16 protein-coding genes, 1 tRNA gene and 1 pseudogene are annotated in these 15,456 nt (G+C 50.8%); 11 read left to right on the forward strand and 7 right to left on the reverse strand.

Features of this window, described 5'->3' with window-relative positions; translation table 11 throughout:
- Positions 1-4: 4 nt before the first annotated feature.
- Positions 5-1,225, forward strand: coding sequence for a multifunctional CCA addition/repair protein (locus P0Y67_RS04920; RefSeq protein ID WP_342390970.1), 1,221 nt, complete (start codon positions 5-7; stop codon positions 1,223-1,225).
- A gap of 96 nt (positions 1,226-1,321) precedes the next feature.
- On the opposite strand, the gene P0Y67_RS04925 is transcribed toward P0Y67_RS04920, so the two are convergent.
- From P0Y67_RS04925 to folB, 3 genes are all read right to left on the reverse strand, one after another.
- Positions 1,322-2,128, reverse strand: a complete 807-nt coding sequence (locus tag P0Y67_RS04925; RefSeq protein ID WP_337114384.1) for an undecaprenyl-diphosphate phosphatase — start codon at positions 2,126-2,128, stop codon at positions 1,322-1,324.
- Positions 2,129-2,220: 92 nt separating this feature from the next.
- Positions 2,221-2,712, reverse strand: coding sequence for a 2-amino-4-hydroxy-6-hydroxymethyldihydropteridine diphosphokinase (gene folK / locus P0Y67_RS04930; protein ID WP_342390971.1), 492 nt, complete (start codon positions 2,710-2,712; stop codon positions 2,221-2,223).
- Positions 2,705-3,061 (reverse strand): dihydroneopterin aldolase, encoded by a 357-nt coding sequence (gene folB, locus P0Y67_RS04935; RefSeq protein ID WP_046222375.1) that lies wholly within the window; start codon positions 3,059-3,061, stop codon positions 2,705-2,707. The genes folK and folB overlap by 8 nt, the downstream gene beginning before the upstream one ends.
- A gap of 294 nt (positions 3,062-3,355) precedes the next feature.
- On the opposite strand from folB, the gene plsY reads away from it, so the two are divergent.
- Complete coding sequence (plsY, locus tag P0Y67_RS04940) at positions 3,356-3,964, forward strand: glycerol-3-phosphate 1-O-acyltransferase PlsY (RefSeq protein WP_027251931.1); 609 nt, start codon at positions 3,356-3,358, stop codon at positions 3,962-3,964.
- A gap of 54 nt (positions 3,965-4,018) precedes the next feature.
- Here plsY and tsaD read toward each other — a convergent pair whose 3' ends face one another.
- On the reverse strand, positions 4,019-5,035 hold the full coding sequence (tsaD, locus tag P0Y67_RS04945; protein ID WP_027251932.1) for a tRNA (adenosine(37)-N6)-threonylcarbamoyltransferase complex transferase subunit TsaD: 1,017 nt from the start codon (positions 5,033-5,035) through the stop codon (positions 4,019-4,021).
- Positions 5,036-5,250: 215 nt separating this feature from the next.
- Here tsaD and rpsU point away from each other — a divergent pair, with 215 nt between their 5' ends.
- From rpsU to P0Y67_RS04970, 5 genes are all read left to right on the forward strand, one after another.
- The gene (gene rpsU / locus P0Y67_RS04950) at positions 5,251-5,466 is read left to right on the forward strand and encodes a 30S ribosomal protein S21 (RefSeq protein WP_002537656.1); all 216 of its coding nucleotides are present in this window, start codon (positions 5,251-5,253) and stop codon (positions 5,464-5,466) included.
- A gap of 24 nt (positions 5,467-5,490) precedes the next feature.
- Positions 5,491-5,934 carry a GatB/YqeY domain-containing protein gene (locus P0Y67_RS04955; RefSeq protein WP_120511756.1) on the forward strand — a complete coding sequence of 148 codons (444 nt, stop codon included), beginning with the start codon at positions 5,491-5,493 and terminating at the stop codon, positions 5,932-5,934.
- Between the two features lie 95 nt (positions 5,935-6,029).
- Entirely contained in the window at positions 6,030-7,787 is a 1,758-nt protein-coding gene (gene dnaG / locus P0Y67_RS04960) for a DNA primase (protein WP_342390972.1), read from the forward strand.
- 92 nt (positions 7,788-7,879) lie between these two features.
- On the forward strand, positions 7,880-9,721 hold the full coding sequence (gene rpoD, locus P0Y67_RS04965; RefSeq protein WP_342390973.1) for an RNA polymerase sigma factor RpoD: 1,842 nt from the start codon (positions 7,880-7,882) through the stop codon (positions 9,719-9,721).
- Positions 9,722-9,909: 188 nt separating this feature from the next.
- Positions 9,910-9,985, forward strand: a tRNA-Ile gene (locus P0Y67_RS04970).
- Between the two features lie 295 nt (positions 9,986-10,280).
- On the opposite strand, the gene P0Y67_RS04975 is transcribed toward P0Y67_RS04970, so the two are convergent.
- From P0Y67_RS04975 to P0Y67_RS04985, 3 genes and pseudogenes are all read right to left on the reverse strand, one after another.
- A complete protein-coding gene (locus P0Y67_RS04975; RefSeq protein WP_342390974.1) occupies positions 10,281-10,448 on the reverse strand; it encodes a hypothetical protein in 168 nt (55 codons plus the stop codon).
- On the reverse strand, positions 10,448-11,986 hold the full coding sequence (locus P0Y67_RS04980) for an anti-phage dCTP deaminase (protein ID WP_342390975.1): 1,539 nt from the start codon (positions 11,984-11,986) through the stop codon (positions 10,448-10,450). Before P0Y67_RS04980 ends, P0Y67_RS04975 begins: the two co-directional genes overlap by 1 nt.
- A 152-nt stretch (positions 11,987-12,138) precedes the next feature.
- A pseudogene (locus P0Y67_RS04985) lies at positions 12,139-12,423 on the reverse strand (tyrosine-type recombinase/integrase); the annotation flags it as partial.
- A 164-nt stretch (positions 12,424-12,587) separates the two neighbouring features.
- On the opposite strand from P0Y67_RS04985, the gene P0Y67_RS04990 reads away from it, so the two are divergent.
- The 4 genes from P0Y67_RS04990 to P0Y67_RS05005 all read left to right on the forward strand — a co-directional run bounded on the left by P0Y67_RS04990 (position 12,588) and on the right by P0Y67_RS05005 (position 15,401).
- The gene (locus tag P0Y67_RS04990; RefSeq protein WP_342390976.1) at positions 12,588-12,893 is read left to right on the forward strand and encodes an antibiotic biosynthesis monooxygenase family protein; all 306 of its coding nucleotides are present in this window, start codon (positions 12,588-12,590) and stop codon (positions 12,891-12,893) included.
- A 17-nt stretch (positions 12,894-12,910) separates the two neighbouring features.
- Positions 12,911-13,294, forward strand: coding sequence for an amino acid-binding protein (locus P0Y67_RS04995; RefSeq protein WP_342390977.1), 384 nt, complete (start codon positions 12,911-12,913; stop codon positions 13,292-13,294).
- 2 nt (positions 13,295-13,296) lie between these two features.
- Positions 13,297-14,013 (forward strand): ArsR/SmtB family transcription factor, encoded by a 717-nt coding sequence (locus tag P0Y67_RS05000; protein ID WP_446728796.1) that lies wholly within the window; start codon positions 13,297-13,299, stop codon positions 14,011-14,013.
- Between the two features lie 251 nt (positions 14,014-14,264).
- Positions 14,265-15,401 (forward strand): AI-2E family transporter, encoded by a 1,137-nt coding sequence (locus P0Y67_RS05005; protein ID WP_342390978.1) that lies wholly within the window; start codon positions 14,265-14,267, stop codon positions 15,399-15,401.
- Positions 15,402-15,456 lie beyond the last annotated feature (55 nt).

Genomic DNA, 15,456 nt, shown 5'->3' on the forward strand with positions numbered 1-15,456 from the left:
AAACGTGGATATTTATCTGGTTGGCGGCGCGGTACGGGATCGGCTGCTGGGATTACCCGTCAAAGACAAAGACTGGGTGGTCGTCGGCACCACGCCTCAGCATATGCTGGACCAAGGGTTCAGCCAGGTAGGTAGCGATTTTCCTGTCTTTCTGCACCCCAAAACCAAAGAAGAATATGCCCTGGCCCGTACCGAACGAAAAGCGGGCAAAGGCTATACCGGCTTTGAATGCTATGCCGCGCCGGATGTAACGCTGGAGCAGGATCTGATGCGGCGGGATCTGACCATCAACGCCATTGCCGAGTCGCAGGATGGTACCTTGTTCGACCCTTATCAGGGCCAGCAGGATATCGAGAAACGTCAGCTGCGCCATGTGTCGCAGGCGTTTGTTGAAGATCCGCTGCGTGTCTTGCGGGTCGCCCGCTTCGCTGCCCGTTTTGCCCCGCAGGGCTTCACTGTTGCACCGGAAACCCTGGCCCTGATGCAGGAGATGGTGGCAGACGGTGAGCTGGAAGCCCTGACGCCCGAGCGTGTGTGGCAGGAATGGGAACGCGCCCTGCATACCGAGCGCCCGGATATCTTCCTGACCGTGCTGCGCCAGTGCGGCGCACTGGGCATCGTGATGCCTGAGATCGACGCGCTGTTTGGTGTTCCGCAGCCCGAGAAGTGGCACCCGGAAATCGATACCGGTATCCACACCCTGATGGTGTCCTATCAGGCGGCACTGCTGAGTGACGATCCTGTGATCCGCTTTAGTGCCCAGGTGCATGATCTGGGTAAAGCCTTGTCGCCCAAAGCCGAGCTGCCGAGCCATAAGCTGCACTGCCAGCTGGGAATGGATGTGATCCGCCAGCTGTGCCAGCGCCTGAGAGTGCCGAACCATTATCGCGATACCGCGCTCATGGTCTGCGCGCAGCACACCAAAGTACACCGCGCACAAGAGATGCGCCCCGCCACCTTTATCAGACTCTTTGATCAGATAGACGCCTGGCGAAAGCCGGAGCGTGTTGAACAGCTAGCCATTTGCTGCCGGGCGGATATACGCGGCCGGACCGGGTTTGAAGACGACCCCTACCCGCAGGCCGATATCCTTCAGGATGTCTTCGCGGCCGTACAGACCGTCGAAGTAAAACCCATCATTGAGGCGGGCTACCAGGGCGCAGCCATCAAGGAACAACTGGCTATCCGCCGCGCCGAGGCGGCGGCGCAGGTGCTGGGGCGTTAAAAAAGCGCTTAATCTCAGCACAACCTTTGCGCATAATCTCAGCGCACAAAAAAGCCGGAGCAAAGTCCGGCTTCCTTTCATTTCGCTCTGGCTGAATTACTGCTGGCTCAGCAGTAACGCGATCAGGCCAAAGCCCAGCAACAGCCGGTAAATCACAAATGGCAGCATACCCACGCGCGTGACCAGTTTGAGGAACACATGGATACAGGCATAAGCACTGATGAAAGACACCGCCAGACCTATTCCTAAACCGCCAAAATCAATCGGGGCACTGCTCTCAACCAGCTTGGTCCCCAGATACGTGCCGGCCAGCAGGATAATAGGGATCGACATCAGAAACGAAAAACGGGCAGCGGCTTCGCGGGTAAAACCCAGATAGAGCGCCGCTGTCATGGTCGCGCCTGAACGCGACGTACCGGGAATCATGGCCGCCGCCTGCGCCAGACCAATAAACAGTGAGCGCTTGGCGTTTGCATCATACTCATCGCGGGTTTGGCTCGCACGGCGATCCACCCACCACAACAGCAGACCAAACACTATGGTGGTAACCGCAATCACCCAGGCAGAGCGCAGATACACTTCTATGATATCGGCCATAAAGAAACCGAACACACAGGCCGGAATGGTCGCCAGCACTATCATCCAGGCCAGACTGGCTTCACGGCAGCGGTGGCCTTTGAAGATAGACGCCAACCAGGCCGCCAGCAAAGACACCACTTCTTTGCGAAAATACATCACAACCGCCGCCAGCGTTCCCACATGCACGGCCACATCAAAAGCCAGACCCTGATCTGCCCAGCCAAATACCTGCGATGGCAGGATCAGATGCGCCGAACTGGAGATCGGCAAAAATTCAGTCAGCCCCTGGATCAATGCCAACATGAACGCTTCAAAATGACTCATTGTTTACCTTTAACTCTTCGAAAACATAATACGAGAAAGTGTATCGCCAGTGGGTTGACCCCTGGTTTCCCTGACAGTTCAGTGCATTGCTGTCAAACTGTGTCAAATTCCAGCGCCACCGGCCTTAATACCTGCTGCTTGTCGAAAGCCTGCCAGATTTGCGCCACAGTGCGTCCATCTCCCGGTATCACCAGCAGCGGGTTCAGCTCATACAGCGGCAGTAACACAAAAGCAAACTTGTAGATATCCGCTCGCGGCAGCGCAGGCGCTTCAGGGCTGATCCGATCACCGAACAGCAACAGATCCAAATCCAGCGTTCTGTTCTGATTCTTCACCGCATCCGGCTGGCGGCCATACTGCACTTCCAGGGCTTTCAGTCTGTGTTGCAGGGCATTCAGCGACAAATCTGTTTCCAAAGCCACCACACCATTGAAAAAAACGGGACCGTCAAAACCGACAGGTTCCGCTTCAAAAATACGGGAAACGCGACACTGGGATCCTAACTGCTTCAGCTCAGCCACCGCCGCACGCACATAGTGCTCACGGTCGATATTACTGCCGATGCTGATGTAAACCTCAGTCACGGCGTCCCCGCTGAATCACCACGCCAACACCGCGCGCATTCGGCACTGCGCCCGGCTTGGTCACTGTCACTTTGATCCAGGGTACGTTGAAACGTGTCATGATCAGGCTGGCAACTTCCTCTGCCACCCGCTCGACCAGCAGAAAGCGGCCCTGTTCCACAAACTCGGTGACTGTCTGGCTGACGGCGGCGTAATCGAGCGCCAGCGACACATCATCGGCCAGCGCGGCGGGCTGATTGTCATGGGCCATTTCCAGGTCCAGCACCAGTTTCTGCTTAATTTCCTGCTCCCAGTCATACACCCCGATAGAGGCGATAACATCAAGATGTTCGATAAATACTGAATCCATGTTCCATCGCTAATTTTGTGTAGAGGTCGGATACCCAATGTGAGCAAAAGTGCGTATTATCGGGACGAGTTCATCATATTGATGACAGAAAACAGGCTTCCAGCGTTTCAAACACGCCAGCCTCCTGAAAGTGGATGCACTATACCACAGCTGTTATACCTAATGTCATCAGACGTGGACGCTGAGTAATCACATTTTTGCCACTTTTATGGGTACCCAAAAGGCCACGGCGTACTGGCTCATCAACACCCGCTCCCCGGATGACAACAACGTCAGGGGCTTACTGGAGATGCTATGACACCATTGGTGCTGCTGATCATTATCGCTGCTTACCTGCTGGGCTCTGTGTCCAGTGCGGTGCTGATTTGTCGCCTGTTCCGCCTGCCAGATCCAAGAGACAGCGGTTCGGGGAATCCGGGGGCAACCAATGTCCTGCGTATCGGCGGCCGGGGTGCCGCGGCACTGGTGCTGGTATGCGATATCCTTAAAGGCATGCTGCCGGTCTGGATCAGCTATTTTCTGGGGATTAACCCCTTTCTGCTAGGGATTATAGGGATTGCCGCCTGTCTGGGGCATATTTACCCGCTGTTTTTCCACTTCCGTGGCGGCAAAGGCGTGGCGACGGCACTGGGCGCGCTGGCCCCGATTGGCTGGGATTTAAGCGGGATGCTGATTGCAAGCTGGTTGGTGGTGGCCGTGTTGTGCGGCTATTCTTCGCTGGCATCCATGATCACCGCGCTAATCGCGCCCATGTTTACCTGGTGGGTCAAACCTCAGTACACCATGCCGGTGGCTATGCTGTCGTGCCTGATCATTCTGCGCCATCACGAGAATGTCCGCCGCTTGCTGGACGGCAAAGAATACAAGATATGGCATAAATTTAACCGCCAGTCGAAACCCTGATTCGTCCTGGCGGTTCAGTGTTATTTGGGGATCACTGACCCGGCTTCAGCCGCCTCAGCGCAATGGCTTGAGCGTATCAATCGGCCAGCGCGGATGGGCTTTGACACTCAAATCCATGATTTCCTGATTTTTCAGGCGCTGCATTCCCGCATAGGCAATCATGGCGCCGTTATCGGTACAGAACTCAGTACGCGGATAAAAAACTTCGCCGCCCAGTTTTTCCATCAGTGCAGCCAGCTCGGCACGCAGGTGCTTGTTGGCACTCACGCCGCCGGCAATCACCAGACGCTTAAAGCCGGTTTCTTTCAGGGCACGCTTACATTTGATTGCCAGGGTGTCTACCACAGCTTCCTGAAACGCATAAGCAATGTCTGCCCGGGTCTGCTCATCATCATCGTTACCACGAATGGTGTTGGCGGCAAAGGTTTTCAGGCCGGAAAAACTGAAATCCATGCCCGGACGGTCCGTCATCGGACGCGGGAAGGTAAAGCGGCCTGCGGTGCCTTTATCGGCCAGTTTCGACAGCAACGGTCCGCCGGGATAATCCAGCCCCATCAGCTTGGCCGTTTTATCAAAGGCTTCACCGGCGGCATCGTCAATCGACTCACCCAGAATGCGGTATTCGCCGATCCCTTTGACTTCCACCATCATGGTATGACCGCCAGAGACCAGCAGCGCCACAAACGGAAACTCAGGGGGATTGTCTTCCAGCATGGGCGCCAGCAAATGGCCTTCCATATGGTGTACTGCCACCGCAGGCAGATTCCAGGCATACGCCAGGCTGCGGCCTATGGTCGCGCCTACTAACAGAGCACCGACCAGGCCGGGTCCGGCGGTATAAGCAACGCCATCCAGATCCGCCGGGGTTAAACCGGCATCGGCCAGCGCCTGCTTGATCAGCGGGATGGTTTTTTTGACATGGTCCCGTGAGGCCAGTTCAGGTACGACGCCACCATAATCGGCGTGCAGCTTCACTTGGCTGTACAACTCATGAGCCAGCAGGCCTTTCTCATCATCGTAAATCGCCACGCCTGTTTCGTCACAGGACGTTTCGATGCCCAGGATACGCATATCAACCTCTATACTTATATACTTACACACTGAAAGCCGAAGCCGGTGCGGAACGTCGGAGGGGCATGTTACCGCTGTTGACAGAATTTCACCAGTTCTGACTTGCAGAATGCTTTACAAATGACCCCGGATCAGATTAGAATTTCGCACCATTTTTAATCAGCTGATAATTTTGATCATCAGCGTTAATCGAATCACTCTGAGGTGAGTATTACATGCCAGTAGTCAAAGTACGTGAAAACGAACCGTTCGACGTAGCTCTACGTCGTTTTAAGCGCTCTTGCGAAAAAGCAGGTATCCTTTCTGAAGTTCGCCGTCGTGAGCACTTCGAAAAGCCAACAACTGTACGTAAGCGCGCTAAAGCAGCGGCTGTTAAGCGTCACCTGAAAAAATTGGCTCGCGAAAACGCACGTCGCGTTCGTCTGTACTAATTTACAGATAACAAGGACAGCGTAATGGCCCTAATCGAAAGTATAAAGAACGAACAAAAAGCAGCCATGAAGGCGAAGGACAAAGCTCGCCTGGGTGCTATCCGTCTTGTTCTTGCTGCCATCAAACAACGTGAAGTCGACGAGAAGATCACTCTGACCGACGACGACATAGTGGCAGTACTGACGAAAATGGTAAAACAGCGTCGTGACTCTGTGGCTCAGTATGAAGCCGCAGGCCGTCAGGATCTGGCCGATGTTGAGCATGCTGAAATTGCCGTACTGGAAGAATTTATGCCTCAGCCGCTGAGCGACGACGAAGTTGCCGCTCTGCTGGAAGACGCTATCGCCAGTACAGGTGCCAGCTCAATGCAGGACATGGGTAAACTGATGGCTGTGCTCAAACCACAGCTGCAGGGCCGCGCCGATATGGGGAAAGTTAGCCAATTGGTCAAAGCCAAACTCGGCTAAAACTGCCCCAACTCTACAGCAAGCCGTGCTATCCTCTCGGGAATGCGCGGCTTGTTTGTATCTCTTCCCAGTTAATTTCAGGTAACACTCATTGTATGGCAGGAAAGATCCCTCGTTCATTCATCGATGACCTCATCTCACGGCATGACATAGTCGATGTAATTGATGCGCGGGTGAAACTCAAAAAGCAAGGCAAGAACTACGGCGCCTGCTGCCCTTTCCACAATGAGAAAACCCCGTCTTTTTCTGTCAGTCCCGACAAACAGTTCTACTATTGCTTTGGGTGCGGTGCAAAAGGCAACGTGCTCGATTTTGTGATGGAGTTCGACCGGCTGGACTTTGTCGATGCCGTTGAAGAACTGGCGTCTCAGCTTGGCCTTGAAATTCCGCGCGAACAAGGCACCAGCGGCCAGAGCAGCATCAAGCGACAAGAGAAGCAAAGCCTTTATGACCTCATGGGTCAGGTCGCCCAATATTATCAGTCGCTGTTGCGTCAGAGCGATGCGCAGGTAGCCATAAACTACCTGAAAGGACGTGGCCTGTCGGGCGAGATCGTCAAACAGTTCGGCATCGGTTATGTGCCTGATCAATGGGATCTGGTGCGCAGCCGTTTTGGCCGCAACGAGCAGGCACAGCAAGATTTAGTCAGCGCCGGCATGCTGATCGAAAACGAACAAGGCCGTCGCTATGACCGTTTCCGTGGCCGGATTATGTTTCCGATCCACGACCGCCGCGGCCGGGTGATCGGGTTTGGTGGCCGGGTACTGGGCGAAGGGACGCCCAAGTATCTCAACTCACCGGAGACACCGATTTTCCACAAAGGCCGCGAGCTCTACGGTTTGTATCAGGTGATGCAAGCTTACCGGGAACCTGAACGCGTTCTGGTCGTCGAAGGCTATATGGATGTAGTGGCACTGGCGCAATACGGCGTCGATTATGCCGTCGCCTCGCTGGGCACCTCGACCACAGGGGAGCACATTCAGACCCTGTTCCGGCAAACCGGTACTGTGGTGTGCTGTTATGACGGTGACCGCGCCGGTCGCGATGCGGCCTGGCGGGCGATGGAACAAGCACTGCCGTATCTCAATGACGGCCGCCAGCTGAAATTCATGTTCCTGCCCGACGGCGAAGACCCGGACAGTTTCGTGCGTCAGTATGGCAAAGAAGCGTTCGAACAGGCTATCACTCAGGCGATGACCCTGTCCGATTTCCTATTCACCACCCTGCTGCAACAGGTGGATACCAGCAGCCGGGAAGGCAAAGCCAAGCTCAGTACCCTGGCTGTGCCACTGATTGACAAAGTGCCGGGCGGCACCCTGAGACTATACTTACGGAAAGTTTTAGGACAAAAACTCGGTCTTCCTGATGAAGAGCAGTTAAAACAGCTGATCAGCGAACACGGAGACAACAAGCCGGTAAGAATGGCTCAGCCCGCCATCAAGCGTACGCCGATGCGCATCGCGATTGCGCTGCTGTTGCAAAACCCGGGCTTTGCCAATGAACTGGGGTTGAATACCCAGGATTTTGCCGGCACAGAGCTGGCTGGCTTAAAATTATTACTGACAATAGTTGATAAATGTCGACTTCATCCCAATATCACAACTGGACAGTTGCTTGAAGATTGGCGTGAGACCGAGCAAGCCTCAATGATGGCCCGTCTGGCCAGTTGGGACATACCGCTCGGCAGCGATGAAGACAGTTTACACACTGTATTTTTTGACGCGATGGATAAAGTTATCGATCAATGCGTCACACAACAAATTGAGAAGTTGCAGGCTAAATCGAACACCGTCGGCTTATCAGTCGAAGAGAAGCGGGAGCTTCAGCTATTGCTGTTAAATCGCCCCGTCTAAAAAGTAGTCAACAATTCTGACATTTGTTATAATTACTGGTTTGCATTTCTGCATCCTTTTTTCTCACTCAGACCCTAAGTTGGATATCGTCTATGGAGCAAAATCCGCAGTCACAGCTAAAGTTGCTTGTTGCCAAAGGCAAAGAGCAAGGTTATCTGACCTATGCCGAAGTTAATGACCACCTGCCAGAAGACATTGTTGACTCTGATCAGGTTGAAGACATTATTCAGATGATCAACGACATGGGTATTAAGGTGGTAGAAACCGCCCCTGATGCCGATGAACTCATGATGACTGAAGATAACGCCGATGAAGACGCCATTGAAGCGGCGGCTCAGGCATTATCGAGCGTAGAAAGCGAAATCGGCCGTACCACTGACCCGGTTCGTATGTACATGCGCGAAATGGGTACAGTTGAGCTGTTGACCCGCGAAGGCGAAATCGACATCGCTAAACGCATCGAAGATGGTATCAATCAGGTTCAGTGTTCTGTTGCTGAGTACCCGTCAGCAATCTCGCATCTGCTTGAGCAGTTTGACAAGGTTGAAGCAGAAGAGCTGCGTCTGACTGATATCATTTCAGGCTTCGTGGATCCTAACGAAGAAGAGACAGCCGCTCCGACAGCCACGCACATCGGTTCCGAGTTAAGCGAAACTGATCTTGAAGATGAAGACAAAGATCTTGAAGACGATGACGACGATTCAGAAGAAGAAGACGACGGCAGCATCGATCCGGAAGTGGCACGCGAGAAGTTCAAAGAACTGCGTGTCTCTTACGAAAATATGGCCAAAGCCATCGATACCAATGGCCGTCATCACCCGGATACTGAAGTCGCTATTGCCGAGCTGTCTGAAATTTTCAAACAGTTCCGTCTGATCCCGAAACAGTTTGACCGTCTGGTCAGTTCACTGCGTGATTCCATGGATAAGGTGCGTACCAATGAGCGCCTGATCATGCGTATGTGTGTCGACAACAGCAAAATGCCGAAGAAGACCTTCGTACAGCTGTTCAGCGGTAATGAATCTTCTTCTGCGTGGATCGATCAAGCACTGAACTCAGGCAAACCGTATGCCGAGCGCCTGAAAAACTACGAAGAAGACCTGCGTCGTGCTTCGCTGAAGCTGCGCATACTGGAAGATGAAACCGGCCTGTCGATTGAGCGTATCAAAGACATCAGCCGCCGTATGTCTATCGGTGAAGCCAAAGCACGCCGCGCCAAGAAAGAAATGGTTGAGGCCAACCTGCGTCTGGTTATTTCTATCGCCAAGAAATACACCAACCGTGGCCTGCAATTCCTGGATCTGATCCAGGAAGGTAACATCGGTCTGATGAAAGCGGTCGATAAGTTTGAATACCGTCGTGGTTACAAGTTCTCGACTTACGCCACCTGGTGGATCCGTCAGGCAATCACACGTTCAATCGCGGACCAGGCACGTACGATTCGTATCCCTGTGCACATGATCGAAACCATCAACAAACTGAACCGTATCTCTCGCCAGATGCTTCAGGAGATGGGCCGTGAACCACTGCCGGAAGAACTGGCTGAACGCATGCAAATGCCGGAAGACAAGATCCGCAAAGTGCTGAAGATTGCCAAAGAGCCAATCTCGATGGAAACCCCAATCGGTGATGATGAAGATTCACATCTGGGTGATTTCATTGAAGATACCACGCTGCAGCTGCCAATGGATTCTGCCACGGCAACCAACCTGCGTGCGGCCACCAACGAAGTACTGGCTGGCCTGACGCCACGTGAAGCCAAAGTACTGCGTATGCGCTTTGGTATCGACATGAACACAGACCATACACTGGAAGAAGTGGGCAAACAGTTTGACGTTACCCGTGAGCGTATCCGTCAGATCGAAGCCAAAGCCCTGCGTAAACTGCGCCACCCAAGCCGTTCCGACGTGCTGCGCAGCTTCCTGGACGAGTAAGCCACTCACCACACCACAAAGCGGGCTCAACAGCCCGCTTTTTCTTTGCCCGCCGCACATGCGACCTCGCTCACACCCCTTGCCATTCAAGGGCTTGCCCTGCATTTAACTGCCTAAGAAACAAACAAAACTTGCCCCTTCGCACCTAGACAATGCCCCACCCATCCCATATAATCGGTGGCACATTTGGCCCCTTAGCTCAGTGGTTAGAGCAGGCGACTCATAATCGCTTGGTCCCCAGTTCAAGTCTGGGAGGGGCCACCAGAATTCAGAAAGCTTATGGAGAAATCCATAAGCTTTTTTTCGTTTTGGCCGGTCTATATCCGGGTCGTCATGCTGTCCACTTCCATTATGCTGAGTTAATAGTGATGAACTTACCGAAAATTCTGATGTGATTGTGTCGTCGACGACGACGGCAAACCGCCTAGAATCGCAGCAAAAGACCGGACCTAGACAGGAACGACGATAACGACAGCAAATCAGTGGAAAAAGTATGGGTTGAGAGTCAGGCAGTGTAAGGGCTGGACCAGTCTGGTGACCGACCCAGCAATCTAGAATTTTAGTTAGAGGTAGATGGTTCTTTAACAGCTTGTGGCTTCGAAAGATGAGAGGATTGAGAGGTAACTTTTGATCTGAAAATTTGTTGTTGCCATTGAGGCCAAGCTGAAATTTTCTGCTCAGCTTTCTCCAAATGTTCCACCAGAGCTCTGTTATCAACTTTCTTCATCATAAGTTCCTATTCAGTAAGGATTTTTTATCATTATAAATTTTGAAATGCTTACTTGTTAAAGCTGAGGAGAATTCCTCACTTGCAATATATTGGATTGCGTTGGGATTTAGCCTTAGTTTAGCTGATTCTCGGCTCCAGTCTACAGTCTCACCTGATGATTTTTTGCGCTTGATCTCTCGACCATTACCTAGCGTCATAGAAAAGAAGTTCAAGAAACTTCTCGGCCCAACTCCAACAAATGGCTCAAAGGACACTTTTACATCGCTGTAACCTTCTGCAATTGCATCACCGTGAAACTCAAACGCCTTACTTTTTGCATATGGTTCAACATAGACAACTCTCAATACTCCCGCTGCAATTATGTGTTTAGCACAGTTATGGCAAGGAAAGGTTGTGCAATACAGAGTTGTATCTAAAGTACTATTGTTGGTCCTACCACAAGATAAAATCGCCTCCATTTCCGCATGAACAACTCTTCCATATTCTGTAATATCTTTTAATTTTGTATTTTTTAGCTTCTGATTCAATTCGGTAGTGTCCTCAAGACCCAGTTTATCAATAATATCGTCAATGACCTCTTGAATCGCTTTTTTGTTAGCATCATAACCACGCATGTAATCTCTGCCGTCATGGCTATCTACTATCCGTGTTTGGGAACTATCTAAGGAGGGCCAATACAAACCACCTTTAGCTCTAGGGACATCATTCGCCCCTGTAGAAATTATATTATTATCTTTGGTTAATACTGCGCCAACTTGTCTTGATAGGTCGGCAGATCGACTAGATGCAGAAAAAGCCATGTACATGGCGTATTCATCAAAAGTAGGAGTAAGAAATGGGTATCCGAATATCAGTTTAAAAACTCGTTCTACATCTGCCCTATTCTTATTAAGGTTTTGATCTTCATCGATAAAAAAATCAGCCAAATGGAAAGTATCTCTAGTATGTTGTCCATGGCCGTTATTTGGCCCTTCATCCGCATCTCTTAAAATAAGATTTTTTACAATGTCCTTACCTTCAGTACTTCTACGTTTATTATCAAGTGTTTGAAAGCGGCTTTCGTAACTAGCATGTATGCCTATGACAAATAAACTATTGCCATAAGTTTCCCTCAAAGCTGCAACCTCATCAGGGTGTTTGAGTGAACGAATTATCCATGCTTTCTTGTTTAATGGCTGAGGATCTACCCCCCCTAAAATTTCAGTTCGTCGTTGAGATATCTCGGAGATAGCAGCATATGCTAAAGCTGCATTATCTTCAGTCAAATGACGATATTCATTGCCAAGATCCATGAAGTAATTGATAGTTTTTAGTTTTGATAAACCTTCGGGTACAGGCTGCAGTGCATGCAAGAAACCGGAGGAAACTCGAATAACTTCAGGTTTAAAGTCATATAACTCTAGTTCATCTGACATTAAATTAATGAATCGACTTAAATCTGTTCCAACTGCTGAAACTAAAGCTATAACTATTTCAGAAAAACCTTCTTCTGTATCCAATCCATCACTGGCAAGTTTTTTGTTGTTATTACTCATAAAAGACATTTAATCAAAAAAATCATCAAATCTCATAATGATAAAAAAACCACAACTTGTGCAAATATCAACTTCTCAAAGTGTTATCTATATCTTATTTCAGTTGAAATATGAACTTAAGCAGTCGATATTAAACTACTTAAGAAAGTTCTTTATTCACACCTTTCAACTAACTCAGCCATATTAGCATTTACCTCACGTAGTCTACACGACGCCAAATGAGCATATCTGGTGCTGGTCTGCGGTGATTGGTGGCCCAACAAATGCTGAACATCGTATAGGGTCGCATTGCCTGAGTTGATCAGGACCGATGCGAAGCTACGCCTCAAATCATGAATTCGGAAGTTGTCAGTAATCCCTGCAACTTTCTTGAACCGAGCAAATGCCTTCTTCGGATGAGCGATAGGCCTGCCGGGTGCATCTCCGGCAAAGATATAGTGTCCACTTCCCCTTTAGCGAGACAATTCAAAACTAGAGGTTTCCAGTTGTTGAGCCCCCAGCCAACCTCTCTATGAACACCACATTTCGCCCAGCACCGAAGTATCTTTTTTTCAACTCGCTATATTGAGTCCGACACACTGACATTCAGAAGGATAAGACAATGATCGCGGTTCTTTTTGAAGCGACAGCCGTGCCTGAAAAGCAGGCACGCTACTTCGAGCTGGCTGAACAGTTAAAGCCGTTGCTGAGCCATGCTGAGGGGTTTATTTCTGTTGAGCGCTTTCAAAGCCAGGCCCATCCAGAAAAATTTCTCTCGCTGTCATGGTGGGAGAACGAGGAGGCCATTTTGCAATGGAAGCACAACATGCTGCACCGATCGGCTCAGCAGGAAGGAAAGGAGTCCATTTTCTCTTTTTATCGCATTCAGGTGCTCAGCCTGAGCAGAGAATATTCATCATCCCAGTAAGCAAGGAAGCCATCGCTATGTATGACATTCATGTCGTTTTGAAGAATATGCCGGGAGAGCTTGCGCGGTTAGGCGAAACACTCGGATCAAATCACATTGGCTTAGAAGGTGGTGGCGTCTTTTCCGTCAACCAGCAAAGCCACGCCCACTTTTTGGTGGAAGATGGCGAAAAAGCCAGAGCGGTACTCATCGAACAGGGTTTTGAGGTCATCGATATCTGCAGGCCACTGATTCGGAAACTCAGGCAGGAACAGCCGGGCGAATTAGGTGCCATTGCCAGAGTGCTGGCGGATAGTGGCGTCAACATCATCACCCAATACAGCGACCACGCAAACCGTTTGATCCTCATCACTGATGACTATAAGGTTGCAGAAACAGTAACCCGACACTGGATGGTCTGATTGTGAAGCCTCTCCCGCAAGTTCAGCAGGAACAGGAAGAATTTCAGCTGGAGTTATCTATGGCAGCCCTTGCGGCTGCTATGTCTGATGCGTCACGGATGAAAATTCTTTGTGCGCTCATGGATGGCCGCGCCTGGACAGCCACTGAATTAAGCGCTGTGTCTGATATCGCACCGTCAACCACCAGCGCGCATCTGTCCCGATTGCTGAAAGCCAATCTCGTCACTTGTTTATCGCAAGGGCGTCACCGGTATTTTCGTCTCTACAGTGCCAGTATTGCCGCCCTGCTTGAAAATATGATGGGGGTTTCGTTTGGCGCGATGCAACCACCCAAAACACGGGTGCCGGCCGAGTTGCAACGGGCACGAACCTGCTACGACCATCTGGCAGGCGAAATCGCCGTCGGTATTTACGATTACCTTCTCGCGAATGCATGGATTACCAGCGACGGCAATGCGTTAACTCCTTTAGGTAAGGCGCAGTTCAGTCAATTAGGTGTCATGCTGGATGCAAAGACCAAACGTAAACAGTGCTGTGCGTGTTTAGACTGGAGTGAGCGAAAATTTCACCTTGGCGGCCATGCCGGGGCGGCACTTTTCCTGTGCTTTGAGCAGCGCGGATGGATTGAAAAAGTGCCGGGGTACAGGGAAGTCACAGTGACAGCAAAAGGCCAGGCGGCTTTCAGCCAGTATTTTGACTTGGCTAAAGCGCTAAATTAAACACCCAGATTGCCGTGCAGTCTCCAGCTTTCTTCATTTTAAATTCTCTCTTCTTTTCAAATGAAAGTATCAGATCTAGTCTGAACTAATACAGTTTACAGTACTGACGTTTATCATCTGCCTGAGCCTGCATTTGATATGTGCTGATATCGGTTTCTGATAACACAGCCGTGAGCATGAAACATTACGGCCACTGTAGGCAACATAGTTTCCAGCCCTATCAGCGCTCACATTGCAAATCAGGAAGCAAAATGGATAAACAACCGGAACAGCATCAAAACAAAGTTTTCATCGGCAATATGGTGGAATCCGCGATCCGTATTGGCTTGCTGCTGGTACTGCTGATGTTCACGTACGACATCATCAGGCCATTTATCATTCCTGTGATCTGGGGGGCCATTATCGCTGTCGCGTTGATGCCACTGACGTTGAGAATCCAGCGCTGGTATGGCAATCGCCGCGGATTGGCGGCCACAACCGTTGCCCTGTTGGGTATTGTGCTATTAGTGACGCCGTTAGTGATGATCTCGGTTTCCGTCTACCACGCGTCAATCCAGGTACTGGAGACGCTGCAACAGGGTCAGGTGAGTCTTCCGGGGCCAGACAGCAGGATTGCGGATATTCCGGTTATCGGCGATAAGCTGTTCGACATGTGGAGTTTGTTCGCCAGTAATCTGGAAAAAGCCATTCAAACCTTCCTGCCGGAAATCAAGTCTGCACTGTCCTCTTTAATTGGTGTGCTGGGCGGTGCGTTGGGTGACATGCTGATATTCATCCTATCGCTGGCGATTGCCGCCGGTTTTATGACCCACTCAGAAAAAATTACCGCCTCGTTAAAGACCATTGCAGTGCGCGCAGCCGGTACCAACGCCGCGCATTGGACCTCACTGATTGCTGCAACGATCAAAAGCGTCTTAATTGGAGTCGTCGGTGTGGCGGCCATTCAGGCGCTATTGATTGGTGCCGGCTTCTTTGTTTTCGGCATCCCGGCGGCAGGTCTGCTGACCTTGTTCCTGCTGATTTTATGTATCGCTCAGTTGCCTGCTCTGGTGGTTGTTCTGCCAGTGATCATTTACATGTACCTGACCCGGGACGCCACCACAGCAACACTGTTTACCGTCTGGGTCGTTATCGGTGCGCTGTCTGACAACCTGCTTAAACCTATGTTGATGGGCCGCGGGGTAGCTGTGCCTATGCCCATCATCCTGATCGGTGCAATTGGCGGCATGCTGTATTACGGCATTACCGGCCTGTTCCTCGGCGCGGTCATTCTGGCAATCTGGTATGAACTGTTTGTCTTTTGGATAAAGTTAGAGAAGCATGAAGAAACAGAAGCCAATATGTCCCCTTCGCAAGATGCCGTTAGTTCAGAAAAATCTGACACATAAAAAAGCGCTGCAGGTTGCCCCGCAGCGCTGTGTTGATGGGTATTACAGTATTGCG

The sequence above is a fragment of the Photobacterium sp. SP02 genome (genome assembly GCF_038519165.1).
Taxonomy (GTDB): Bacteria; Pseudomonadota; Gammaproteobacteria; order Enterobacterales; family Vibrionaceae; genus Photobacterium; species Photobacterium halotolerans.